Origin of the sequence: Lysinibacillus sp. KU-BSD001 (genome assembly GCF_042920265.1) — a bacterium.
Lineage (GTDB): Bacteria > Bacillota > Bacilli > Bacillales_A > Planococcaceae > Lysinibacillus_B.
In genome coordinates this window covers 129,564-152,112 of sequence record NZ_JBDQZI010000005.1, presented here as the reverse complement: position 1 = coordinate 152,112, position 22,549 = coordinate 129,564, and the positions used below count along the sequence as shown (strand labels likewise).

Below are 22,549 nucleotides of genomic sequence, written 5' to 3'. Positions count from 1 at the left end.
ACAGAGGAGTTGAAAAGATGATTACGATTACAACAACAACAGCTTATGAGCAGTTAGAGGACCAATTACTGGACGATGAAGATTTTTATGAGGAAGTAGTAGCGGAAGGAACCGCTGAAAGCTTTTTACTTACTTGCTCTGTTGGTATCGATGATGACGGCGAGTACATCACGTGGAATTTATTTTACGAGGATGGATTTAGTGAATCCGATACGATCCCCCTTCATAAATGTAAATTTGATCTGTTTGATAAGGACGCACTAACAGCAGAGATGAAAAATCAGTTCCGTAAATTGCTGATGAAAGCAGCAAACAATGGCGAAGCAGACGCTGCACCTGCCCAAGCTTTACTTACAAAACTAATATAAAAAGAAGGTAGCCTCAAAAGTGAGTGCTACCTTCTTTTATTGTTCACGGGAGAAAAAGTGGCGGAATTTATAAAATGCAAATGCAGACGCCACAACAAAAACGGCAAATGCAACTGGGAAAATAATTAAAAATGAAGTTGTCATATGTATCCCCCTTCTGTACTACTTGAGTATAGCATAGATTGTATCGTTTTTTTGAAATAGCCAGAACCTCTTTGAAAGAGAGAGACTGCTCGCCTCCCTCTTTAGCTCAAGCTCCTCCCAACTTTTCAGTCATGACCGCGGCTATACCTTGTCCTCGGACAGCTCCCCCCGTCATTCTCCCAGCGATCAATGTCTAAGGAATCATCCAAGCTGTCAGGCATTCTTCCTTGACGAAGAGACAAAACTGTGCTCACTACCGAAATATTCATCATCCTTTTTAAAAATTTTTCATGCTTATCTCTATATTATGAAATGAATATGTTTCAGTTCATTCGATAAGATATATTAATGCACTTGCATTAATAACCCGTAATTTTCTTTATACACCTTCTTTGATATGTTAAGGAAAAGAAAGGGGTATTGTTATGCGAATTTTTGATGCACATTTTCATATTATTGATTTTGACTTTCCGATTACCGAAAACCAAGGCTATTTGCCTCCTAGTTATGTTGTTGAAGATTATCAGGATGAAACAGCTCATTTCAATGTATTAGGTGGCGCTATTGTGTCGGGTTCATTCCAAGGATTTGACCAACAGTATTTATTAGCAGCGCTCCAAAAAATGGGGCCCACATTTTGCGGCGTCACACAATTACCTTTTTCAGTGACGGATCAAGAAATACTTCATTTACATGCAAACGGTGTAAAGGCATTACGCTTCAACATTAAAAGAGGCGGTTCAGAAGACTTATCGAAGTTGGATTACTTCGCTAGAAGGGTTTATGATTTAGTAGGGTGGCATAGTGAACTTTATATGGATGCAAAAGAGTTACCTGAAATTGCAACAACGATTGAAACATTACCGGCCATATCAATCGACCATTTAGGATTATCGGAAGAAGGACTGCCACATTTACTAAAGCTAGTGGATAAAGGGGTGTACGTCAAAGCTACTGGTTTTGGTCGCGTAGACTTAAATGTCACGAATGCCTTAAAATCGATTTATGAAGTGAATCCAGATGCGCTGATGTTCGGGACAGATTTACCCTCTACACGAGCAAAAAGACCTTTTGAGTATTCAGATATTGAACTAATCCAACAGCTATTCGATGAACAAGCTACCGATAAAATTTTATACTCCAATGCGGTTAAATGGTATTTTGATTAAAGTGCAGATTCCTTCTACTAAACGTAAAAAACCGCATGACGAGTAATTCCCAATCATGCGGTTTGTGTTAAATATGAAACTCAATATTTTCTTCAACGAAGTCCCATTTGTACGGTGTTTCTTGGTATACGTAGTAGTTAAGCCAATTGTAGAACAGTAAGTGTGAGTGTGCACGCCATGTGTTTTTAGGCTCTTTTAGTGGATCGTTCTCCGGGAAATAATTCACCGGCATCTCAACATTATCGTCCTTGGCGATGTCGCGTACATATTCATCGCGTAATGTCGTTGCATCGTACTCTAAGTGACCTGTAATCATAATGTGTTTATTATCTTTAGATTGGACAATAAATACACCCGCATCATCAGAATAGCTTAACAGTTTTAAATCACTATGATTACGCACTTCATCAATCGAAACAGATGTATGGCGGGAATGTGGTGCTACGTATTCGTCGCTAAACCCACGCACTAAGTCAACCGTTAAGTCTGTAATAACATGTGAATACACACCTGAGCATTTTTTCGGTAGCTCAAATTTCCCGATCCCAAAGTGATGATACAAGGCTGCTTGTGCTCCCCAACAAATGTACATAATCGATGTCACATTGACTTTCGCCCAGTTCATAATCGTTGCGATTTCCTGCCAATAAATAACTTCTTCAAATTCCATCCGTTCTACAGGTGCACCTGTAATGATCATGCCATCAAATCGACGATGTTTCACCTCATCAAATGTTTTATAAAAAAGCTGTAAATGCGATTTCGATACATTTTTTGATTCATATGTCGCTGTATTTAAAAATGTCACATTCACTTGAAGTGGTGTATTTCCTAGTAAACGTAGTAATTGCAATTCTGTTTTCTCTTTTTCTGGCATTAAATTGCAAACTAAAATGTTTAGTGGTCGAATTTGTTGCGTGCGGGCGCGGTCTTCCTCCATGATGAAGATTTTCTCTTCTCGTAGTAAATCTCCAGCTGGTAATTTTTTCGGTATGTTAATCGGCATACTCGTATCCCCCATTTCTATGAAATTAGAAAAAACATATCTACACTACAATAGGTATAGATGATGTCCTTTCTTAAAACTTTCCTATCGACGCAAAAAACCTCTCATTCCAGCAAATAAGAATGAGAGGGTATTAGACGCTCGCTCTTATCTTTCAAGGAAAGTCCTTGCTGGAAGTAGCACCTTTCTAGTATGACTAGAGGTTGCTGAAGCTTCATCGGGCCATGTCCCTCTGCTTCTCTTGATAAGATTATTAAATTAGATAAATTGTATCACGCGAATTAGAATATTTCAACAATTCAATCAAAAATTTCTCGTAGGCATGTAAACGAGTGTTTCCGCTCTTCATTATCAAAAATAGAGGCGCTAAACATGATTTCATCTACGCCTGTTTCTTCAATAAACAACTTTAACTGCTTGGCTACCGTTTCTTTACTACCAATATATGTGTATTGTCGTTGTTGCATCACTGCGTCACGTTCAAAAGGTGACCAAATCGCATCCATATTTTCCACTGGTGGCTTCAATAGCTGATGGTCGCGTCGAATAATAGATAAAAAGAATTGATAGAAAGTTGTCGCTAAGTAGTGTGCTTCTTCATCAGTATCCGCTACAATCGCATTGACACATGCTAGTACATACGGTTTTTCACAATATTCACTCGGTGTAAATTGCTCCCGATAAAGCTTGATGGCCCGTGTCAAGAAATCTGGTGCAAAATGAGAAGCAAATGCATATGGCAAGCCACGTCGAGCAGCGAGCTCCGCACTGAACAGACTAGACCCTAAAATCCACATCGGAATATTGTCACCAAAACCTGGGTAAGCGCAAATTGTATCTGTCTCTTTAGCGTCACTTAAATAATGCTGTAGTTCCAGTAAATTTTCTTCAAAATCCTCCCCAGCTATATTCCGACGAAGTGCTCGAGCGGTAAACGGATCCGTTCCAGGTGCGCGACCAAGACCTAAGTCGATACGTCCTGGATACATCGCATTTAATGTACCAAACTGTTCTGCTACGATAAGCGGTACATGGTTTGGTAGCATTACACCACCTGAGCCGACACGGATATGCTTTGTTGCTTCTGCAATATAGCCAATCCCTACCGCTGTAGCGGAGCTTGCGATAGCGCGGCTGTTATGATGCTCCGCTAGCCAATAACGGTTGTAACCTAACGCATCTACATGCTGTGCCAAATCACGCGCCCTTATAAAGGCTTCATGTGCCGTTTGTCCTTCTAGTACAGGTACTAAATCTAATACCGAAATAGGCAGCTTTAGTTTTTCCATGTCCTCACCCTTTTTCTCGCTCAATTTCTTTCCGTTTTTTCGTTACAAATAACATGAGCCAGCCGATGACACCCGCAAAAACAAGATAAAAAATAGATTTCGGTAAACTTTCATCCCAATAATTTACCGCTTGTAAAAGGCTGACAACAATTAAGCCAATCCCCACTATATTATGTATCAAAGAACCCGCTTTCAGTTCTACTCAGCTCCTTTCTAGTATTTCTATTGTTACGGATTTTAAATACGATAGCAACTAAAAAAGCCATCCCCACTTAAGAGAATGGCCTATTTCATCATTCTAAAATTTTCACGGTGACGGTGCGCCGTCCCCAACTATACGCTTTATCCTTTGTTGGCATAAAGACATCGATTTTATTGCCTTTAATCGCACCACCTGTATCCCCTGCAACCGCTTCACCGTAGCCTTCCACCCACACTTTTGTCCCAAGTGGAATGACCTTTGGATCAACTGCAATGACTTTCGCATCGGGATTTTTCTTCAAATTAATACCTGTACTAGTAACGCCTGAACAGCCACGACAACTGGCCGTAAATGCTGTTGCTGTTACCTCCAATGTTTTCACTTCTTTTTCATCCTGTACATCTGTTTTAGCTGTTGTATTTGATTTCGATTCTTCAGAAATCGTTAGTACTTCATCTACTCTGATTATATCGCTCGATAAATTATTTAAAGATTTTAGTGTGTTTACTGTTGTGTCGTATTTTTTTGCTAAACCGTATAACGTATCGCCCTTTTGTACTTTGTGTGTTGCCGCATCAGCCGATGTTACAAACAATGTCATACTTAAAAGTAAGACCCCTAGTAAAGACAAGATACTTTGTTTGCGCATGAATTACCTCCACTATGATTAAAGTTTTTCCATACAATATAATCTTAACCATTTTAGATTTCATGCTTGTTACAAATCAAAGCTGTTTCCGTTACAGAAATATTACTGAAAACAAACAAAAATGCCCGTTTGTAACGAAACGGACATCAAAATGTTAGGTTATTTTTGCATAAATTTGGTTAACTCTTCATAACGCTTCATTGTTTGTTCGTAACCCATTTGATACGTTTTACGCATGATAGTAATATCTTTTTCAAAACTATTTAGCGCATAATCAGGTCGAAATATAAATGCTTGTCCCGTTGCTTCGAGTGACTCCACATATTCTAAAGTCGCATTATACCGTTCTGCCCGATGTGCCATTGCTTGAGCTAGCGCTGGATACTTCCGAGCAAATAATTTCATCACCCATTTACTTTTACGATCCATTTCTTTCCGGTAGCCTTTAGGTCGCGTAAGCACGAAAATATGCTTATTGAAACCATGCTCCTCTGCTCGCTTCACAGGAATCGGGTCAGCTAAACCGCCATCATAATACGGCACATCATTCAATTTGATCTCTGGAAATAAAATCGGAAGTGCACATGTTGCCCGTAACATCGTACACTGTGTATCCATTGTCAGTGCGTCCATGTACTCCACTTCTCCTGTGTAAGCATTTGTGACCCCAAACTCAAGCTGACCATCAAAAGTACGATACGTCTCCCAATCAAATAGATCGAGCTGATTAGGTAACACATTATACGCAAAATCGAGCCCAAAATAACTACGCTCTTTCAGGAAATTACCAATGCCCATATAGCGCTTATCATGTCTATACGTAGAAAGAACGCGTAATGTACGCTCCTTTTGCTCCGCTACGTAGGAACAGGCGTTAATCGCACCTGCTGAAATGGCAACGATGTATGGCAATTTCATTTTTTCATCGATAAACGCATCGAGTACACCTGCTGTAAATAATGTTCGAAATGTCCCGCCCTCTAAAATAAGGCTTGCATCTTGTACTTGAGACACAAAAGTCACCTTCTATCCTATTAGTTTCTTATAGTGCGAAAATAATTGTACTAGTGCCGCAAAATCTTTTTCAAATGTTGGCTGAATAATACTTAATTGGACAAGCCCTCGCTGTTTTAAGTAACGACTCGCACCGTGCAAAGCAAAATCATTTAACTGTGTACACGTATAAAAATCTTCCATCTCTACAAATGTAACGATAATTGGATAGTGCCATGTTTGCAAGCCGGAGTGCTTATAAATCGGAGAAGTAAGCACTGATTCAAGACGATTTTGTAATGCTTCAAAACGGGCTGGATATTGTTCAAGTGCTGCAAATGTATTTACTAATAAGTATGCTGGAACTGTAAACGGCATTTTTTCATGGTACGTAGAAAGGTTGACATAGCAAGGGATATGATCGCTAGCAATAGGCGCTTCATTATAAAAGACAAAGGCAAGACCGCTCAGTGCACCAATTGCCTTCCCACTCACAGCTGTTGCACAAAAGACATCCTGTAATGAGAACGGATGTGTACCAAAGGAGCTGATGCAATCCACACAAAGCTTTACATCGTATTTTTGGCAAAGTAAAGTGAGCTCATTGAAAGGATTTAATGTGCCAGTAGATGTTTCGCCGTGTACAAAGGCAAGCCATTTTATATCATGTTCTTTTATAATGTGCTCAAGTTCTTCAAGATTAAATGCCTCTCCCCACTTGTAGCATTTCTCCGTAAAGGACAGCTGCCAGTTCCTCGCCTGTTGCATTAATCTTTCACCAAATTCCCCGTTGCTCAGCACAAGTCCTGGCTCATTCGGACAAGTTGCTTTTACAGCGCCTAGCATCACCTCGTTTGCTGCGGTTCCTGAACCAACAATTGTTGCTACAAACCGGCTATCGGCAAGCGCTAATAGCTGTCGTTGGACATTTTGATATAACATTGTCGCATCCATACTACGATGTGATAGTTCCGTGTGGGAAATAGCCGTCGTTTGTTTCACAGGACCAGGGTAAAATGTTTTCAACTCTTTTAACATACGGTGGCGGAATGTATGAATCGCCTCCTTTGTCAGTACCATTGGCAAGTACTGTGCTTCTTTTGGTCCAACAGTGGGTGCAAATTGTGTAAAGCCAATTTGCTTATACATTTTTTCTTCCCGTGTAGTGCCTGAAATCACACAAGCAGAAAAATCTTGCTCGTAAAAGTAGGCATACAGTGCTTTAAACAACTTGAGCATGACGCGACCGTTGCGATGCTCTTTTTTGACAGCCAGTAACCGTAACTCACATAGATGACGACAAAGTTCTTTTGGTAAATGGTGCTCTACAGGCCCTATTTTTTCATCGAGCGAAAATGGGCGGATAGCACGAAAGGCAACCATTCCTACAAGCTCTGCTTCTTTGTAAACAATGATGTATGTATTTTCATGATGAAAGCGATCGACAAGGCGGTGTGTATCATTTTCCTTGTGCTGCGGAATTTCCTCAACGAACGTTTCGTAATTCAACCTAGCGATTTGCTCAAATTCTTTTTCTGTTGTCGCGATTTTTGTCCAGTACATATTATTTCACTCTTTCTATTAGGTTGTGACGGTGCTCAAATGTCAGTAATGCCAATATCGCAACGAGTATAAAAAGGTCAAATTTTCCCGTTGCTACTATATAGATGCTATATGTCATAAAACCAATTACCATGCTAATCGTTAAACTTTTTGTAAACGGTAATGAAACAACAAAACCAGCGATTAGCGCTAACAGGAGAATCGGTGAAAAGGTAAGTAAAGCACCAATACCCGTCGCAATTCCCTTTCCCCCTTTAAACTTTAACCAAAACGGGTATAGATGACCGAGTACAACAAACAACATCCCCGCTGTAATCCATACATCTTCAAAACCGAGATAGCGTCCTAAACATACAACGAGAACCCCTTTTAATCCATCGCCAATAACAGTGAGCAAGAAGGCTGTTTTTCCTAATGTGCGCCCTGCATTACGAGCACCTAAATTGCCTGTATTTGCTTGTTGTAGGTTAATTCCTTTCCATTTACCAACGAAATAAGCGGTCATAAATGTACCGATTAAATAACTAATAACTAAATAATAAATAAGCAACATGTCACCTACCCGAAATCATTTTCCTAGACAAAATGGGAGATGCCGAAAGTTTTCGACAGTCCCCCATTTATTGCCTTCTATACTATTATATACGTCATGATGACTTTATGAGTTCCCAAAGTTTACTCTACACTACCGATTAAAAAACCACTCATACTAAAATAGCATGAATGGATAGCTTTACATACTTTTAATAAAATACAATTCCGATGACAATTCCGATGATTACAATAATATATGGCTTTACTTGCCATTTCATTAGTAATATGAACAAAATGATCGCAAAGACAGCATCCCATACATTGCTAATTGTTCCTGATACAATCGGTGTAAAGAAGGCAGCTGTTAAAATACCTACTACCGCGGCATTCATCCCAGCGATGGCACCGCGCAGCTTTGGATGCTGACTTAACGATACCCAAAATGGATAAGCACCGAGTATAAGTAAAAATGCGGGTAAAAAGATCGCAAATATTGCCCAGAAAGCACCACCTACTCCGCCTAATACCATGCCAATATACGCTGCAAATGTAAATAGTGGACCTGGCACCGCTTGTGTTGCCCCATAGCCTGTTAAAAAGGATTCTAACGACATAAGTCCACTATGAACAAACTGCGCTTCTAATAACGGGAGTACAACATGACCTCCACCAAATACGAGCGCCCCAGCCGTATAAAACTTCTCGAACCATACGAGTGCTTCTATATTTAGTATGCTATTTAAAAAAGGAAGCACGATGAGTAATACAAAAAATAGTACGAGTAAAATGGCACCTGTTGTTTTAGATAATAATTGCGTCGCAGTGACTTTTTTCGGAGCCCCTTTAAATAACAGGTAGCCGATAACACCAGCGACTAAAATGATGATTACTTGTGTCCAAGCCGTAGCGAAAAATAATAGCACTCCACAAGCCGCAACAGCTAATGTAATATGCTGCCAAGTTGGTAGTAGTTTCTTCGCCATATCGATAATGGCATGGGCTACAATCGCCACAGCGACAAGCTTCAAGCCATGAATCCAGTTCATATTAAAATCAGCCTGCAAATAAAATGCCGCAAATAGCATAAGTAACAATACAGATGGCATCGTAAAGCCGATAAATGACACGATGCTCCCTACTATCCCGCCCCGTATTAAACCGATGCCCATTCCAACCTGACTTGAAGCAGGACCAGGTAAAAATTGACTCAGTGCCACAAGATCCGCGTATTCCTCGTCTGTTAACCATTTCTTTTGCTTAACATATGTTTGTTGAAAATAACCTAAATGCGCGGTCGGACCCCCAAAAGATGTACATCCTAGACGGAACGACACGATAAAAATTTCCCACAACCTAAGCATAAATAACTCCTTTCAATAAAAAAGCATGGGGGTGCCAATGTGACTGACTCCTCCATGCTTAAAACTATTTATTTGCTACAACATATCAAGTTATTGATGCAGTGTAAAGGGTAGAATGAGTGCTCAAAGCGGAAATTTACAAAGTTGTAATATCAAATGTTTTAATAGAAGTGTTCATCGCCTTTGTAAAGGTTTTGTAAATTTATATACTATTCCCCTAGCTGATCGATATAGCGGTATAATGTCGACTTACTAATCCCTGTTTCCTCTTTAATCGCTTGCAAGGTGTACTTTTTACTTTGATACATGTGAAAGGCTCTTTTTAAATTATCATCTGATTTTTTCGGTCGACCGATTACTTTTCCTTGTTTTTTCGCTTCTTGCATCCCAAATGTTGTACGATGGCTCATACAAGCTGTTTGAAGCTTAGCAAAAAAAGTCGTTGCTTCTATAAGAGACATCTGTAACATCGATGTACTTGAAATGTTGTCATGTAGAAAATGAATCGCTACTTCATCACGTTCAACGACTTTCAGTAAATCTTCGAATTGCGTCAAGGAGTCCGCCAGTACAACGATATTTTCCACATACACTTCATCTCCCGCTTGAAGGTTCATCAACAAATCTTCCAACTGTGTTCGCTTTTTAGCATAAGGATGTCGTTCTATGTATAGTTGATCCACTTCCACGGTTGTCAATTGGTTTGTCATTTGTTCATCCCCTTGAATAGGACGCTTATACCCGTAAATCATGTTCTCCCCTCCATTTTCCCAAAACCATTTCTTTTTGGGAATAATAATGGTACTATTATGAATGTTATTTTTGTGACTAATATTGAGTAAATTTTGAAACACATATTACCATTTGGCTAACCGTTGCTTTCCGCTACGGCACTCGCTTTCCACGGGCGAGCATCAAGCCTCCTCGTCGCTCATCCTTCGCTCCTGCGGGGTCTTGATTGTCTCACTTTTCCCGTAGGAAGCTTTGCTCTGTAGCGAAAGGCGCATGCCGTCAGCTACACTCTCCTGCCTCCGCTACAAGCAACTACTGTTCCATAAAAAATCGGTTGCTTAAAAATAATGAAAGATTCGCATTCATTATAGTAGAGACTGGGCGATAATACGTGCAAATGAAAAGAAAATGATTTCTTTTAAAGAATAGAAATGTTTTTCTAGCATATCGAGAAGTATTCACTTTTGCCGTAGCGCGCCATCGCCACAGGAGCCAAGATTTTCTTTGCGACGAAAGCGCAAGCGTCAGGAGCAGGAACAGGAGATCCAAACAGGCCGCGCCTGTTTTAGCTCCTGTGTAGGCTGTGGCAAAGCGCGGAGGCTATGATTACGCTTTATTTTAATATCTTTTACTATTCACTTGGTATTTTTAGGATGTATTTTTACTCATTGCGAGTCACTAACTACTTAGGTAGTACTATATCGAAAGGAGAAATAGTATGCAAACATTAAAAGAGCAATGGTTTGGGAATATTCGTGGGGATATTTTATCAGGTATTGTCGTTGCATTAGCACTTATTCCAGAAGCGATTGCCTTCTCTATTATTGCTGGGGTGGACCCGATGGTTGGACTTTATGCTTCCTTCTGTATTGCGACCATTATTGCCTTTGTCGGTGGACGTCCTGGTATGATTTCAGCTGCAACAGGGGCGATGGCGCTTGTCATGGTAAACTTAGTCGCTGATTATGGACTGAATTATTTATTAGCCGCAACGATTTTAACGGGGATCATTCAAATAGTCATGGGGGTTTTCGGCATTGCTAAGCTTATGCGATTCATTCCAAATGCCGTGATGATTGGCTTCGTCAATGCATTAGCCATCTTAATTTTTATGGCCCAAGTTCCCCATTTCCTTGGTGAAGGATGGCTAACGTATGTATTTATCGGTGTGACCTTACTCATTGTGTACACTGTACCGCGCTTTTTTAAAGCGATTCCTGCTCCGCTCATTGCCATTGTTGTATTAACGGCAGTCGCATTTATGTCAGGTGTGGAATTAAAAACAATCGGTGATCTTGGTACGATTACACAAAGTTTACCGTCGTTCTTTATTCCAGATGTGCCATTTAATTTGGAGACACTTAGCATTATTTTACCGTATTCATTAGCACTTGCGGTTGTTGGCTTATTAGAGTCTTTATTAACAGCACAAATTGTAGACGATATGACTGATACAAAATCAGATAAAAACCGTGAAGCACGTGGTCAAGGAATCGCGAACTTCATTAACGGTTTTTTTGGCGGAATGGCTGGCTGTGCGATGATTGGTCAATCGGTCATTAACGTAAAATCAGGTGGTCGGGGTCGCCTCTCTACATTAGTAGCGGGTGTTTTCTTAATGTTCCTTATTTTAGTATTAGGTGACTTAGTAGTCGATATTCCTATGCCTGTCCTGATCGGCATTATGGTGATGGTATCGATCGGGACATTTGACTGGGGATCGTTTAAATATATCGTAACAGCCCCTCGTGCAGATGCCATTGTCATGCTTGCAACCGTTGTGATTGTTGTGTACACAGATAATTTAGCGATTGGCGTCGTGATTGGTGTTATTTTAAGTGCGCTATTCTTTGTTGCCAGTATTTCAAAAGTAAAAATAAAACAAAGCGGCACAACGTATATGATTGAAGGACCCCTTTTCTTCGCCTCCACACAAAGCTTTGTACAGGCATTTGAACAAGTGTCTGCAAAAGAAATAACGATCGATTTATCAAGCTCTCACCTGTGGGATGAATCAGCAGTTGGCGCTGTTGTAAAAGTAGTAGCCAAGCTAGAAGAGCAAGGAACAACAGTTCACGTGAAAGGATTAAACTCGGCAAGTGAAGAATTATACGATAAACTAGTCGGTTTAACAGGCGGTCACTAAGGAGGAATAGGAATGTATAAGCACATTTTATTAGCCGCAGATGGCTCTGAGAATGCTATCCGTGCAGCAAAAGAAGCGATTAAAATTGCAAGTCTTTCAGAAGGTGCACTTATTGATATTGTCTATGTAGCAGACTTTGAAAAAGCGAAACAAGATGTTCTACATGCAGCATCGCCAGAAAGTCTAGCATTAGAACGTCGCCGTAAAGTAGCCCCTATTGAACAACTAGTAAAAGAAGCAAAGATTCAATCCAAAATTACGATTTTAAAAGGGACACCTGGTTCGGAAATCGTTCGCTATGCCAATGCATCTCGAGTAGACTTAGTCGTTATCGGTAGCCGCGGATTGAATACATTGCAAGAAATGGTACTAGGCCGTGTAAGCCATAAAGTAATGAAGCGTGTAAACTGCCCAGCATTAATTGTAAAATAAAAACGTAGACCCTTATTAAGAATATGTCTTAATAAGGGGCTTATTTTTATCTGGTTGCCACTTTTGCTTTTTGTAGGCGATGTCTCGTGATAAAACCTGTAAACAATACGGTCGCTACTACTAATAATTCAAAGCTAAACATGGATACATGGCTTTGGAAAAAAGGTGCGACATAAGCATCCTTCATAATCATTTTAGAGGCTGTCCATGCTAAAATACCAGCCCCTATATAAATGATAAGCGGGAAAAGCTCAATCAATTTAATGACGATTGTACTTCCCCACACAACAATAGGAATCGAGATGAACAAGCCAATCACGACTAATAAGAAATTACCGTGTGCTGCACCCGCAACGCCAATAATATTATCGACACCCATTAAAATATCTGCTAATAAAATCGTACCAACGGCCCCCCAAAAGCTCTTCTCAGAAGGTTTGACGTCCATTTCTTCCTCATTCAATAAAAGCTTATAAGCAATATAAACTAACAGTACACCGCCAACTAATAACAGCCCATCAATTTCTAATAATCGAACAGCAATTAACGTTAACAGAACTCGTACAAAAATAGCGCCAAAAGTGCCTATGAGGATGACCTTCTTTTGCTGCTTTTTCGGTAAATTTTTCGCCACCAATCCAATCAGCAATGCATTATCACCAGCAAGCACTAAATCAATGACAATGATAGACAGTAAAGCCGTTAAAAACTCGGTCGTCATAATATCCACTATGTATTGTCCTTTCTTTTGCAAATGTTTGTAGCAAAGAAAGTATATGTAGTTAGTAGCTCATTCAGAAGTTAATAAACTTTTAAATGATTTTGTTGAGTTTACTTGTTGCTTTTCCTTAACATATAAGCGTGTTAAAGTTTTTGATCCTTAACACGCTCATTCGCCCTACTTATAATTTAGATTCAATTAAATGATAGTAATCCATTTTCCAAATGCCATCTTCTCTTAACATCGCAAAGGTTATTGCATATGTGGATGAACCAAGTGAAATCTTCATTTCAACAATTTTCATTTCTTCGTTACTTGTATCCTCTACAACTGAAATGGAATCATAATAACGATACATTAAATAATCGATTTCAAATTGTGAAGATACGGTTTCGATGTACTGTTCAACAAACTTTGTACTATCATCAATCTTCCCACCGTTATAAGTGATTTTGTAAATTTTTTCTAATTCTTGATTCATTACTAAATTCATATGGATTAAGACCATTTCTTCTGGTGTGAAGTTTGTAAGATTTGCTATAGAGCCACTTTCTAAAAACCGATTGTAAGCCTCTCGCTTTTCTTCTGTTAGTTCTTCGAGGTAAGTGAATTGTTCTTTTGCGGTTGCTTCATTAATATTATACTCTCTTATCGTTTCAGCAGGATCTTCTTCCTGAACACATCCACATAAAAATATCATAAAAGCAAACGTGGAAATCACTTTGATCACTCTCATAACATCACCCTTTTCAAATGCTATCCATATATCCTGCTATCGGATTGGATGAATTATTCTGTTCCTTGCTTACCGTAACCTTCGCCGAATTGGATTGAATGCAATTGCCCATTACTAGCCCAATTGTCTCGGTCATATTCATCAAATATGATTGTTATCCACTCTTTTTTGACATTCAAAATTTTTTCTGCCTCTGCCGTAATTGCATTTACAAATTGCTGTTTTTGTTCGACTGTTCTTCCTTTTGCTAACTTGATAGTAATGACTGGCATGATACGTCCTCCCTTAATGAATGTCTCTAATTAAATAACTAAATATTACAACTATTCATTATACAAGAAAACAATGTACATGGAATAAAAATCCACTTAATAACATCTTGCTTCCTACTCATTGACCGTCCAAATGCACAAAGAAATATATCTATAATAACTTTTCTTCAAAATGCTTTTTTACATGTGGCCATTCTTCTTTCGTGATACTATACATCACTGTATGACGAATGGTGCCTTCTTTTCGGATCATATGATTACGGAGGACCCCTTCTTTTGTTGCGCCAATTCGTTCGATCGCTCTTTGTGAACGGATATTTTCATGCCCTGTTTTGATTTGCACACGGTTGAACTGCAGCTTCTCAAAGCAGTATTGTAGCAATACGTATTTACAATTTGTATTAACTGCTGTTCGCCAATATGCAGGTGTAATCCATGTAGCACCGATTTCAAGACGTTTATGCTCACGTGAAATATCTAAAAACCATGTACAACCAACAATGTTTCCTGACGCTTTTTCAACCATCACAAAAGCAAAATCTGTCCCAGCCTCACGCTTCTCGACTGCCTCTTGTACATACGCTACGACTTGTTCTCGCTCCGTTAAATCGACCGACAGATGCTCCCAAATGCGCTTGTCCTGTGCCGCTTTATAAATGCCATCCACGTGTTCCCTACTTATTGGAATTAAGGTAATGAGTTTGTTTTCTAATTTCTTCATTTTCTCCCTCCTTGCTCTTATTTAACTGTATTTTTAGGATAATAGATATAACAAAAAATGGGTTAACATATTATACTAGATAAGAGGAAATAGAGCTTTAAATTTCGTTCATAAACAACAATTTTAAGTATATTTAAATCTATGAACAGATGAAATAAACTATTTTAAGGATACTTCTCCATACAAACAAGATGACAAACAAGAATATACGTTCTATAATGGTAATTAATTCAAATGGAGGTGTAACATATGAGACCACCACTGACTAAAGATTTAAATGCACACGAGTTTCGCAATTATTACTGGTTGAAAGAAGAGCTACAATCATTTTGTCGTGAGAATGGCATGAGTGCTTCTGGAGCTAAACTAGAGCTAACTGATCGAATTGCTGTATTCCTGCAAACAGGCGAAATACAACAGCCACTCCAAAAAAGAAAAACACTCTCTATCGAAAACATAGCTACCAATTTGAGTTTGGATACAGTGATTACTGAAAATCATCGTTGTAGCCAAGCTGTAAGAGCCTTTTTTAAAGCTGAAATTCCTAATTTTCATTTTTCTACCTATATTCAAAATTATTTTAAAGAAAACGTTGGCAAAACATATCGTGATGTTGTCAACGCTTGGTATGAAGAATTAGAACGCCAAAAGGACCCAGCGTATAAGAAAGTAATCGCCCCACAATTTGAATATAATCAGTTCATCCAAGATTATTTTGCAGACCCAAAAAATAGCGGAAAAACGCGAGACGATGCTATTACCGCTTGGAAGGAAATCAAACAGCTTCCTGGGAGCAATAAATACATAGCTAAACATGAAGAATGAGGGATATAATACTCCCCTTTTGCCCCGAGGACAGGCCGAATGGTGATGACTGACAATCTTCAAAGAACACACGCATAGTATAAGTAGTATGAAGAATACGGAAGGTGGCATGCCATGCATTGTACAAATGTTCATCGACGTGTGCTTACAGTGACAGGAAATGGTAAGGTAACGGCAAAAGCAAGCTATATTCAGATTGAAATAGCGGTGAGTACACGCGGGCAAGATATACGAAAAGCACAGCAAGACAATGCAAACAGTATGAATCGTGTTATCCAATCGATTTTAGCATTAAATATACCAAGAGAAGCTATTCAAACAGCTGCCTATACAATCTCTCCAACGTATGATTATATTGAAGGGAAGCAAGTATTTAGAGACTATGTGGTGACAAATGCCATTACCGTGAAAGTAACAGACATTAGTCAGGCTGGAAAAGTTATGGATGTGGCTGTACAAAACGGCGCAAATCAGATTTCTTCCTTACAATTTCAAATCGAAAATGCAGACGTCTATTATCAACAAGCACTCAGTTTAGCGCTACAAAATGCGCAGATGAAAGCAAAAACGATAGCAGAGACAATGCACTTACCATTGTATCCTCAACCAATCGAAATTGTGGAAGAACGTACAGAAGGCCCTGCTCTCTATCGCCAGGTAGCAATGGCAAATGAGGCCATATCAACCCCTATCGAACAAGGGGAAATGACGATCAGTGCAACCGTCCGTGTCAAATTTCATTATTAACCTTCTATAAGCATTCAGGATGAGCCCCTGTTATGAGCTCACCCTGAACGACTACTATCTTTTTGAATCTATTTCATCCATTGCGAAACGTGGATGCTCTTCCATATAGGGCTGTAAATAATTCTCACGCAGTTCGTGGCGCATATACCCCATGACCCCAAGAATGAGGACGAATGTTGCGACAGATAGGAAAAATGCTTTTCCGCTATTTCGCTCTCCTGCTACATGTAGAAGTCCACAAAGTACAATCGTTAAAACAATAGAAGCAACTAACAGCGAGGTTAATAATACATCTTCTCCTAAATAAAGCATCCGAATATTTGTCTCAAATGAGAATAATAAAATAAATCCTGTAGCGATTTGGCATAATGTGACCCATAAAGCCATTTTCACACCAAACTTTTTTAATCCTTGCTCGTGCTCTAAAATGGCTTTCTGTTTTCGCCCTTTCCATGTGTAATAAACAAATAAATAAAATCCACCAGCGGCTAAGCTCGCTAAAATAAAATGGAAATAGCGCTGCCAAATTTGTGGGTAGTGAATCAGGCTATGAAAGAACCCCTGTGCATCTCCCCATTTTTCGGGATATAGCATCGACACAACATTGACGATAAAGATGAGCGGTACAAACAACAAAATCGCTGCACCAAGTCCCCCCACCATCATATGTAGCGCTTTTTTCTGTTGCCAACGCTCCCATGTGAACTTATATAAATACAGTAAAAGAAATGCAATAATTAATAGGAGTATTACACTTAACCATGCTTTACCGATTAATATCGTGGAGTTGTAAAAGTACTGCGTATAAATAACACTGATTATTAACAGCGGTCCAACTCCTAATACAACAGCAATACTTTTATGAATCGATGCATGCCATGAACAAATTTTTGCCATTGCATCTAGCTTACTATTTTTTTTGATGATCCCTACTCCTTCAAGTAATACCGCACTTGAAGCTAGTGAAATCGTAAAATTCACAAATAAAATATGCAAAATAAATGTAATGACGATAAGTACTTCCAGTAATCCAATATTTGCAGGAATCGGCAAATTAATATCGTTTGATATGAAACTAAGCACAATATTATTCATTCGCAGCTACCTCGTTTTCCTGTTCTGTAATTTTTGCTAAATAGGCGGCAAGTGCTTCTAGTTCTTCTTCTGTTCCCATAAACGGTGGCATCGCTTTACGGACATTGTGCATCGTCGGTATAAATGTTTTGATCGACTCTTCAGACCAGCCATCCACACGATTAGCCATCGCACGACTGGAACGCCAACCATTTTCCGTATGACAAATTAAACATTGACCAATGAAAATATCGCGTCCTGCTTCTGCTTTTGTTGTATATTGGTCAACTGTATCATATGTAGCCCAAGCAGCATTCACTAAATAGCCTTCCTCATTGATTTCATCCTGTTTCTCTGCTAGTAAACCATTGGCATACATATAGTCATAAATAATATACGGTTTACGTATAGACTCCCGAACCATTTCAAATTCCCCGATAAAACTTAAAGAAGTCGCAAATACAACAAGTGATAAAACCCATGGCAATGTTTTCGGTTTTACTGTAATCCAGAATAAAAAGACGATGAGTAGTAATAACCCTACCCCATTTATCACCTGAAACATCGTGTCACTCATGCCCGTAGACCATACAATCATGTCATATGTTTCTGCGGGAATACTTTTTAAATACCATAATCCTGTGATGATCGTTCCTGGTAAGCTAATCGCCCCCCAGAAAGCAAAAACATTGAGCATTTCTGATTGTAATTCTTTATTCTTTAATCGCCATCTCACAAAGAATGACGTAATCGTAATCGCTAACATAACTGCTAAGAACATACGGAAACCAAGTGACGGTAAGTACGTTGGGTTCATAAATGCATCCCAGAATGATTTCGTTTCAATCCAATTTCCTGGCGTTAGCTTTGCCGCAAGAACACCTGTAATAATCGCCATCGTCAACCATGAAAAAAGGGCTAGCGCAATCCCTAAATTAATATGTTTTTTACGCTGGGCAATCGTTTGACATTTATCCCATGTGTAATAATAAATAATGAGCAACACAACTTCTGTGATAAAGACAATCCATTCAACGACCCATGCCCAGAAGAATATGCGAAGTAGTGAGCCGATGGAATCGGGCTGCAAAACCGTCGTTGAAAACCATATCCCTACTCCTGTCATAGCCCCCATTGTCGTCGTAATAATTAAAATCCATTTCGCCATCTTTTTAGCGAGTTCATTTAATTCGTTATTTTTCTTTTTCATTGCACGGTATTCAGCTGACACCGTCAATACGGTCATCCCGATTGCGATCCCATGACTAATCATGACATGGATAATCGCTATCGCTGCAATAACTGTCCCGTTTCCAAACCATGGAAAGTCAACGGATGGAAAATTCATTGTTGTAGCCTCCTTTTACGTTAATGGCTACATCGTAACGGAAAGTTATGTGAGAAATTTGAAGAAACATTGTGAGAAAAGTGAAATATAGGGAGTTCACCATTTTGTAAATCAGATTTCAAAGTTATTTTACAAAAACGTCAAATATATCCCACTTAGAAAGAAAAGCTCACTGTCAATTTATAGTGAACTTTGAAGCAGCTAAAATTAGAATGGAACATATTATGAGCGATTTCGTTAGTAAAATAAGGGATAGCGTTTTTATCATGAATATCGTAAATAACAAAAATTAGAAATTTCACAATTTGTTAATAATATGAAATTTTTTCTAGTTTACACTAAGTTATAATGGATTGAAAAACAAAATTTGAGATTGAAAAAGAAATATTTAAAGCAATTGATAGAATTTCTTCACCCATATATTATTTTTGGAGGGAAGTACACGTGATATTTTTTGATATTAACGGCACCTTATTTAATCGCGAGCACGCAGATCGACTCGCAACAATTGATTTTTATAAAGAGTATTCAAATGAGTTGGAAATGAGTCGAACAGAATTCACGGATTTATGGTATAGATCGTACACGAGTTACTTAAAAAATAATGTAGTGAAAGATTTATCTTTTCAAAAATACAAAATAAAGGAAATGAAGGAATTCTTCGGTTATCATCTAACCGATCAAGAGGCCGAAAGTAGATTTGATAATTTACTCAAGTGCTATGATAAGCATTGTAATACTTTTGATGACGTAGTACCTTGTTTGGATCGATTAAAACAACGACAGTTTAGGCTCGGTATTATAAGTAATGGTCATTATATTAAAGAGGTAAGAAAATTAAAACTTCTAGGAATACATCATTACTTTGACTATATCGTTACGGCAAGTGAAGTTGGAATAGCTAAACCTAACCCTGAGATTTTTTTAAAAGCTTGTCATCAAGCCAACGTGAATCCACAGGAAACTTATTATATTGGTGACGAACTAGTAGCTGATGTTATTGCCAGTAAAAAATGTGGAATGAATGGAATATGGATAAATAGAAATAAATCTATGAGTTATAATATGTTCACTGAAATACATAGTCTTAGTGAGTTGGATAACTTAATTAAATAGTAAAGTTACGTGCTGAGTTGCCTGAAACATACTCACGATAAAGGTATCCAATAAAAAAGATGATCTCTGCTTTGAAAACAGAAATCATCTTTTTATCTTAATTTAAATGTTCTGCAAAGAAGTCAACCATTGCATTGTAAAATTCAATACGGTTTTCTTCATTCGTGAAGCCATGTCCTTCGTTATCTTTAAGCATATATTGCACTTCAACGCCTCTTTTTCTTAGCGCTTCAACAATTTGGTCAGACTCTTGCTTATTAACACGTGGGTCATTTGCTCCCTGTGCAACAAACAAAGGTGTTTTAATTTTATCAACATGGAATACTGGTGAAGCGGCTTTTAACAATTCCTTATCTTTTTCAGGATGCCCTATTCGCTCATAAAACACATCGCGTTGCGTTTCCCAATATGGTGGAATTGTGTCGAGTAATGTAAAGATATTTGAAATCCCTACATAATCTACAGCAGCTGCATACAGGTCTGGTGTAAACGTAATACCAGCTAATGTTGCATATCCACCAAATGAAACACCGTAAATACCAATGTTCTCAGGGTCTGCAATTCCTTGGTCAATCGCCCATTGTACACCATCTGTTATATCATCTTGGATTTTTAATCCCCACTGTTTATTCCCTGCATCTACAAACGCTTTCCCGTAGCCTGTTGACGATCTAAAGTTCATTTGCAGAACAGCATAGCCGCGGTTTGCTAATAACTGCACTTCAGGATTGAATCCCCATACATCACGAGCCCATGGTCCACCGTGCGGAATAACAATTAACGGTAAATCTTCAGCTACTTTATTCTTCGGTAATGTTAAATAGCCGTGAATCGTTAAGCCGTCTCTACTTTTATATGAAATAGAGTGCATTTCTGCTAAGCTGTTCACATCTAACCAAGAGGCTAGCTCTGCTAATGGTGTAATTGTATCCGTGTCCGCATTATAATAGTAATATTGACTGTACACTGTATCGCTCGAAACACTTACGATAAATTTCGTCATTTCTTTATTATAATCGTTAATACCTAGTTCACTCTCATGCACACCTAGCTTTTCTTTGATTTGATTAAAAATTTGTTCAAACTCACTATCAAAAAATTCGTAATGTACTTTATCTGTAATGTATGCACCGTAAAGAAGTCGATCTTTCGATGAACTATACAATGCTCCGGCAATATCTACATTAGGATTGGAGAAAATAACTTCTTCATTGCCTTTTAAATCAAATTTGACTAGTTCAATCTTATCACGCCCTTTATTGGATAAAGCGTAAATCGATTGATTATCTTGTGAAAACCCTAGTGGCGATACCGTATCACCCGCTTCAATCTCCATAAATGGTTTGAATGCCTCTTCTTCTGTTTCACGGTATAAAACAGTCCCTACAACACCATCTGTTGCAACAGCCATACGAATTTGCCCATTGCTATCAGGAATCCAGCTTTGAATATTCCCAGGGTTTTTTGCAATTAATTTTGTTTCACCTGTTGTTACATTTAATTTGTACACGTCAAATACAGTGGCATCTTCTTTATTCATCATAATTAAGATTTCATCTTTGACGTCCTTTAAATAATCAATTGGATATGCGACAACATTCGGATATGGTGTTAAATCTTGCTCTGTTGCACCATTAAATGATGAAGAATAAATATGGTAGTTTTCATCTCCACCATTATCTTTCATATAGAAAATATGATCATCTTTCCAGAAGAATCCAGCAATATTACGATCTGTTGTGCTTGTTACTCGTACTGGCTCACTGTCATCATTCATGTTTTTAACGAACACATTTAAACGGCTTTCCCAATCAGATACAAAAGAAATGTACTGTCCATCTGGAGAAAGTTGGTAGCCTCCATTGCCAGGGTTTCTCATAAAATCTTCGACTGAAATTTCAGCTACTCCTGTGTTATCAATATCTTTATTTAAATATTGTTGTACATTATCAAAGATTTTGTATGAATTTGTTTCTGTAACTGGCTGTAAAATCGAAATCCCTTTAAAGAATCCTAGTTTTGCAGCTGATTTTTTATAGTCAGCTAGTGTTTTCTCATCCTCTTCTAAACCTAATGCTTTTATTAACACAAGTGCAGCTTCATCTTGTGTAATATAAGCATTTTCATCTTCGAACGGATCATCCCCAAGCCAATTTTCTATAATTTCCGCTCGCATGTAGTCCGAACCATGCTCATACGTTAAAGCAGTGACGGCTTTTTCAAGAAAAGCTTTAATTGTCACTTGGTTACTTTCATTTGTAACAGACGTCGTATCGTTTGCTAAAGCCGTAACTGGTATTGAAACGGCTAACGCTGCTACTAAAATGAATGATAACAATCGTTTTATCATTCAATCTCCCCCTTTCATTTGTTACACTACTAATGATAAAGGAATAAATAA

At 38.5% G+C, this 22,549-nt stretch carries 23 protein-coding genes and 1 riboswitch; of the genes, 7 read left to right on the top strand and 16 right to left on the bottom strand.

Annotation, left to right across the window (positions count from 1 at the left end; all coding sequences use genetic code 11):
- Window positions 1–17 precede the first annotated feature (17 nt).
- Both AAGS61_RS09825 and AAGS61_RS09820 read left to right on the top strand, forming a co-directional pair.
- Window positions 18–368 carry a hypothetical protein gene (locus AAGS61_RS09825; protein WP_391370813.1) on the top strand — a complete coding sequence of 117 codons (351 nt, stop codon included), beginning with the start codon at window positions 18–20 and terminating at the stop codon, window positions 366–368.
- A gap of 569 nt (window positions 369–937) precedes the next feature.
- Window positions 938–1,681, top strand: coding sequence for an amidohydrolase family protein (locus AAGS61_RS09820; RefSeq protein WP_391370810.1), 744 nt, complete (start codon window positions 938–940; stop codon window positions 1,679–1,681).
- 67 nt (window positions 1,682–1,748) lie between these two features.
- Here AAGS61_RS09820 and metA read toward each other — a convergent pair whose 3' ends face one another.
- From metA to AAGS61_RS09775, 9 genes are all read right to left on the bottom strand, one after another.
- Window positions 1,749–2,687: a homoserine O-acetyltransferase MetA gene (gene metA, locus AAGS61_RS09815; RefSeq protein ID WP_391370807.1), complete on the bottom strand. Its 939-nt coding sequence runs from the start codon at window positions 2,685–2,687 to the stop codon at window positions 1,749–1,751.
- Between the two features lie 144 nt (window positions 2,688–2,831).
- Window positions 2,832–2,938: riboswitch (SAM riboswitch) on the bottom strand.
- A 48-nt stretch (window positions 2,939–2,986) separates the two neighbouring features.
- Window positions 2,987–3,976: an LLM class flavin-dependent oxidoreductase gene (locus tag AAGS61_RS09810; RefSeq protein WP_391370804.1), complete on the bottom strand. Its 990-nt coding sequence runs from the start codon at window positions 3,974–3,976 to the stop codon at window positions 2,987–2,989.
- 4 nt (window positions 3,977–3,980) lie between these two features.
- Window positions 3,981–4,157 carry a hypothetical protein gene (locus AAGS61_RS09805; RefSeq protein WP_391370801.1) on the bottom strand — a complete coding sequence of 59 codons (177 nt, stop codon included), beginning with the start codon at window positions 4,155–4,157 and terminating at the stop codon, window positions 3,981–3,983.
- Window positions 4,158–4,269: 112 nt separating this feature from the next.
- Window positions 4,270–4,827, bottom strand: coding sequence for a 3D domain-containing protein (locus tag AAGS61_RS09800; RefSeq protein ID WP_391370798.1), 558 nt, complete (start codon window positions 4,825–4,827; stop codon window positions 4,270–4,272).
- A gap of 159 nt (window positions 4,828–4,986) precedes the next feature.
- Complete coding sequence (locus tag AAGS61_RS09795) at window positions 4,987–5,841, bottom strand: patatin-like phospholipase family protein (RefSeq protein ID WP_391370795.1); 855 nt, start codon at window positions 5,839–5,841, stop codon at window positions 4,987–4,989.
- A 12-nt stretch (window positions 5,842–5,853) separates the two neighbouring features.
- On the bottom strand, window positions 5,854–7,383 hold the full coding sequence (locus AAGS61_RS09790; protein ID WP_391370792.1) for an aminotransferase class V-fold PLP-dependent enzyme: 1,530 nt from the start codon (window positions 7,381–7,383) through the stop codon (window positions 5,854–5,856).
- A gap of 1 nt (window position 7,384) precedes the next feature.
- Window positions 7,385–7,933 carry a glycerol-3-phosphate acyltransferase gene (locus AAGS61_RS09785; protein ID WP_391370789.1) on the bottom strand — a complete coding sequence of 183 codons (549 nt, stop codon included), beginning with the start codon at window positions 7,931–7,933 and terminating at the stop codon, window positions 7,385–7,387.
- Window positions 7,934–8,126: 193 nt separating this feature from the next.
- Window positions 8,127–9,278, bottom strand: a complete 1,152-nt coding sequence (gene chrA, locus AAGS61_RS09780) for a chromate efflux transporter (protein ID WP_391370787.1) — start codon at window positions 9,276–9,278, stop codon at window positions 8,127–8,129.
- A gap of 209 nt (window positions 9,279–9,487) precedes the next feature.
- Complete coding sequence (locus AAGS61_RS09775) at window positions 9,488–10,030, bottom strand: recombinase family protein (RefSeq protein WP_391370784.1); 543 nt, start codon at window positions 10,028–10,030, stop codon at window positions 9,488–9,490.
- A gap of 698 nt (window positions 10,031–10,728) precedes the next feature.
- Between AAGS61_RS09775 and AAGS61_RS09770 the strand changes: the two genes are divergently transcribed.
- Both AAGS61_RS09770 and AAGS61_RS09765 read left to right on the top strand, forming a co-directional pair.
- A complete protein-coding gene (locus AAGS61_RS09770; protein WP_391370782.1) occupies window positions 10,729–12,156 on the top strand; it encodes a SulP family inorganic anion transporter in 1,428 nt (475 codons plus the stop codon).
- A gap of 12 nt (window positions 12,157–12,168) precedes the next feature.
- Entirely contained in the window at window positions 12,169–12,588 is a 420-nt protein-coding gene (locus AAGS61_RS09765) for a universal stress protein (RefSeq protein ID WP_391370779.1), read from the top strand.
- Between the two features lie 46 nt (window positions 12,589–12,634).
- Here AAGS61_RS09765 and AAGS61_RS09760 read toward each other — a convergent pair whose 3' ends face one another.
- The 4 genes from AAGS61_RS09760 to AAGS61_RS09745 form a co-directional block, all read right to left on the bottom strand.
- A complete protein-coding gene (locus AAGS61_RS09760) occupies window positions 12,635–13,318 on the bottom strand; it encodes a TerC family protein (protein ID WP_391370776.1) in 684 nt (227 codons plus the stop codon).
- Between the two features lie 172 nt (window positions 13,319–13,490).
- Window positions 13,491–14,045: a hypothetical protein gene (locus tag AAGS61_RS09755; RefSeq protein ID WP_391370773.1), complete on the bottom strand. Its 555-nt coding sequence runs from the start codon at window positions 14,043–14,045 to the stop codon at window positions 13,491–13,493.
- A 53-nt stretch (window positions 14,046–14,098) separates the two neighbouring features.
- Window positions 14,099–14,317 (bottom strand): tautomerase family protein, encoded by a 219-nt coding sequence (locus AAGS61_RS09750; protein WP_391370770.1) that lies wholly within the window; start codon window positions 14,315–14,317, stop codon window positions 14,099–14,101.
- A gap of 151 nt (window positions 14,318–14,468) precedes the next feature.
- Window positions 14,469–15,038 carry a GNAT family N-acetyltransferase gene (locus tag AAGS61_RS09745; protein ID WP_391370767.1) on the bottom strand — a complete coding sequence of 190 codons (570 nt, stop codon included), beginning with the start codon at window positions 15,036–15,038 and terminating at the stop codon, window positions 14,469–14,471.
- A 249-nt stretch (window positions 15,039–15,287) separates the two neighbouring features.
- Between AAGS61_RS09745 and AAGS61_RS09740 the strand changes: the two genes are divergently transcribed.
- Window positions 15,288–15,863, top strand: a complete 576-nt coding sequence (locus tag AAGS61_RS09740; protein WP_391370764.1) for a DUF6434 domain-containing protein — start codon at window positions 15,288–15,290, stop codon at window positions 15,861–15,863.
- A gap of 114 nt (window positions 15,864–15,977) precedes the next feature.
- Window positions 15,978–16,610: an SIMPL domain-containing protein gene (locus tag AAGS61_RS09735; protein ID WP_391370761.1), complete on the top strand. Its 633-nt coding sequence runs from the start codon at window positions 15,978–15,980 to the stop codon at window positions 16,608–16,610.
- A 54-nt stretch (window positions 16,611–16,664) separates the two neighbouring features.
- On the opposite strand, the gene AAGS61_RS09730 is transcribed toward AAGS61_RS09735, so the two are convergent.
- On the bottom strand, window positions 16,665–17,705 hold the full coding sequence (locus AAGS61_RS09730) for a cytochrome ubiquinol oxidase subunit I (RefSeq protein WP_391370758.1): 1,041 nt from the start codon (window positions 17,703–17,705) through the stop codon (window positions 16,665–16,667).
- A complete protein-coding gene (locus AAGS61_RS09725) occupies window positions 17,698–19,032 on the bottom strand; it encodes a c-type cytochrome (RefSeq protein WP_391370756.1) in 1,335 nt (444 codons plus the stop codon). Before AAGS61_RS09725 ends, AAGS61_RS09730 begins: the two co-directional genes overlap by 8 nt.
- 444 nt (window positions 19,033–19,476) lie before the next feature.
- Here AAGS61_RS09725 and AAGS61_RS09720 point away from each other — a divergent pair, with 444 nt between their 5' ends.
- Window positions 19,477–20,148, top strand: a complete 672-nt coding sequence (locus AAGS61_RS09720) for an HAD family hydrolase (RefSeq protein WP_391370753.1) — start codon at window positions 19,477–19,479, stop codon at window positions 20,146–20,148.
- A 97-nt stretch (window positions 20,149–20,245) separates the two neighbouring features.
- Here the strand turns inward: AAGS61_RS09720 and AAGS61_RS09715 are convergent, their stop codons facing one another.
- Window positions 20,246–22,498, bottom strand: coding sequence for a S9 family peptidase (locus AAGS61_RS09715; protein WP_391370751.1), 2,253 nt, complete (start codon window positions 22,496–22,498; stop codon window positions 20,246–20,248).
- Between the last annotated feature and the right edge of the window lie 51 nt (window positions 22,499–22,549).

Excerpts from the sequence above, each read along its gene's own strand:
- AAGS61_RS09825 (WP_391370813.1), top strand. The coding sequence starts at position 18 with ATGATTACGATTACAACAACAACAGCTTATGAGCAGTTAGAGGACCAA.
- AAGS61_RS09820 (WP_391370810.1), top strand. The coding sequence starts at position 938 with ATGCGAATTTTTGATGCACATTTTCATATTATTGATTTTGACTTTCCG.
- metA (WP_391370807.1), bottom strand. The coding sequence starts at position 2,687 with ATGCCGATTAACATACCGAAAAAATTACCAGCTGGAGATTTACTACGA.
- AAGS61_RS09810 (WP_391370804.1), bottom strand. The coding sequence starts at position 3,976 with ATGGAAAAACTAAAGCTGCCTATTTCGGTATTAGATTTAGTACCTGTA.
- AAGS61_RS09800 (WP_391370798.1), bottom strand. The coding sequence starts at position 4,827 with ATGCGCAAACAAAGTATCTTGTCTTTACTAGGGGTCTTACTTTTAAGT.
- AAGS61_RS09790 (WP_391370792.1), bottom strand. The coding sequence starts at position 7,383 with ATGTACTGGACAAAAATCGCGACAACAGAAAAAGAATTTGAGCAAATC.
- chrA (WP_391370787.1), bottom strand. The coding sequence starts at position 9,278 with ATGCTTAGGTTGTGGGAAATTTTTATCGTGTCGTTCCGTCTAGGATGT.
- AAGS61_RS09775 (WP_391370784.1), bottom strand. The coding sequence starts at position 10,030 with ATGATTTACGGGTATAAGCGTCCTATTCAAGGGGATGAACAAATGACA.
- AAGS61_RS09770 (WP_391370782.1), top strand. The coding sequence starts at position 10,729 with ATGCAAACATTAAAAGAGCAATGGTTTGGGAATATTCGTGGGGATATT.
- AAGS61_RS09765 (WP_391370779.1), top strand. The coding sequence starts at position 12,169 with ATGTATAAGCACATTTTATTAGCCGCAGATGGCTCTGAGAATGCTATC.
- AAGS61_RS09755 (WP_391370773.1), bottom strand. The coding sequence starts at position 14,045 with ATGAGAGTGATCAAAGTGATTTCCACGTTTGCTTTTATGATATTTTTA.
- AAGS61_RS09750 (WP_391370770.1), bottom strand. The coding sequence starts at position 14,317 with ATGCCAGTCATTACTATCAAGTTAGCAAAAGGAAGAACAGTCGAACAA.
- AAGS61_RS09745 (WP_391370767.1), bottom strand. The coding sequence starts at position 15,038 with ATGAAGAAATTAGAAAACAAACTCATTACCTTAATTCCAATAAGTAGG.
- AAGS61_RS09740 (WP_391370764.1), top strand. The coding sequence starts at position 15,288 with ATGAGACCACCACTGACTAAAGATTTAAATGCACACGAGTTTCGCAAT.
- AAGS61_RS09735 (WP_391370761.1), top strand. The coding sequence starts at position 15,978 with ATGCATTGTACAAATGTTCATCGACGTGTGCTTACAGTGACAGGAAAT.
- AAGS61_RS09730 (WP_391370758.1), bottom strand. The coding sequence starts at position 17,705 with ATGAATAATATTGTGCTTAGTTTCATATCAAACGATATTAATTTGCCG.
- AAGS61_RS09725 (WP_391370756.1), bottom strand. The coding sequence starts at position 19,032 with ATGAATTTTCCATCCGTTGACTTTCCATGGTTTGGAAACGGGACAGTT.
- AAGS61_RS09715 (WP_391370751.1), bottom strand. The coding sequence starts at position 22,498 with ATGATAAAACGATTGTTATCATTCATTTTAGTAGCAGCGTTAGCCGTT.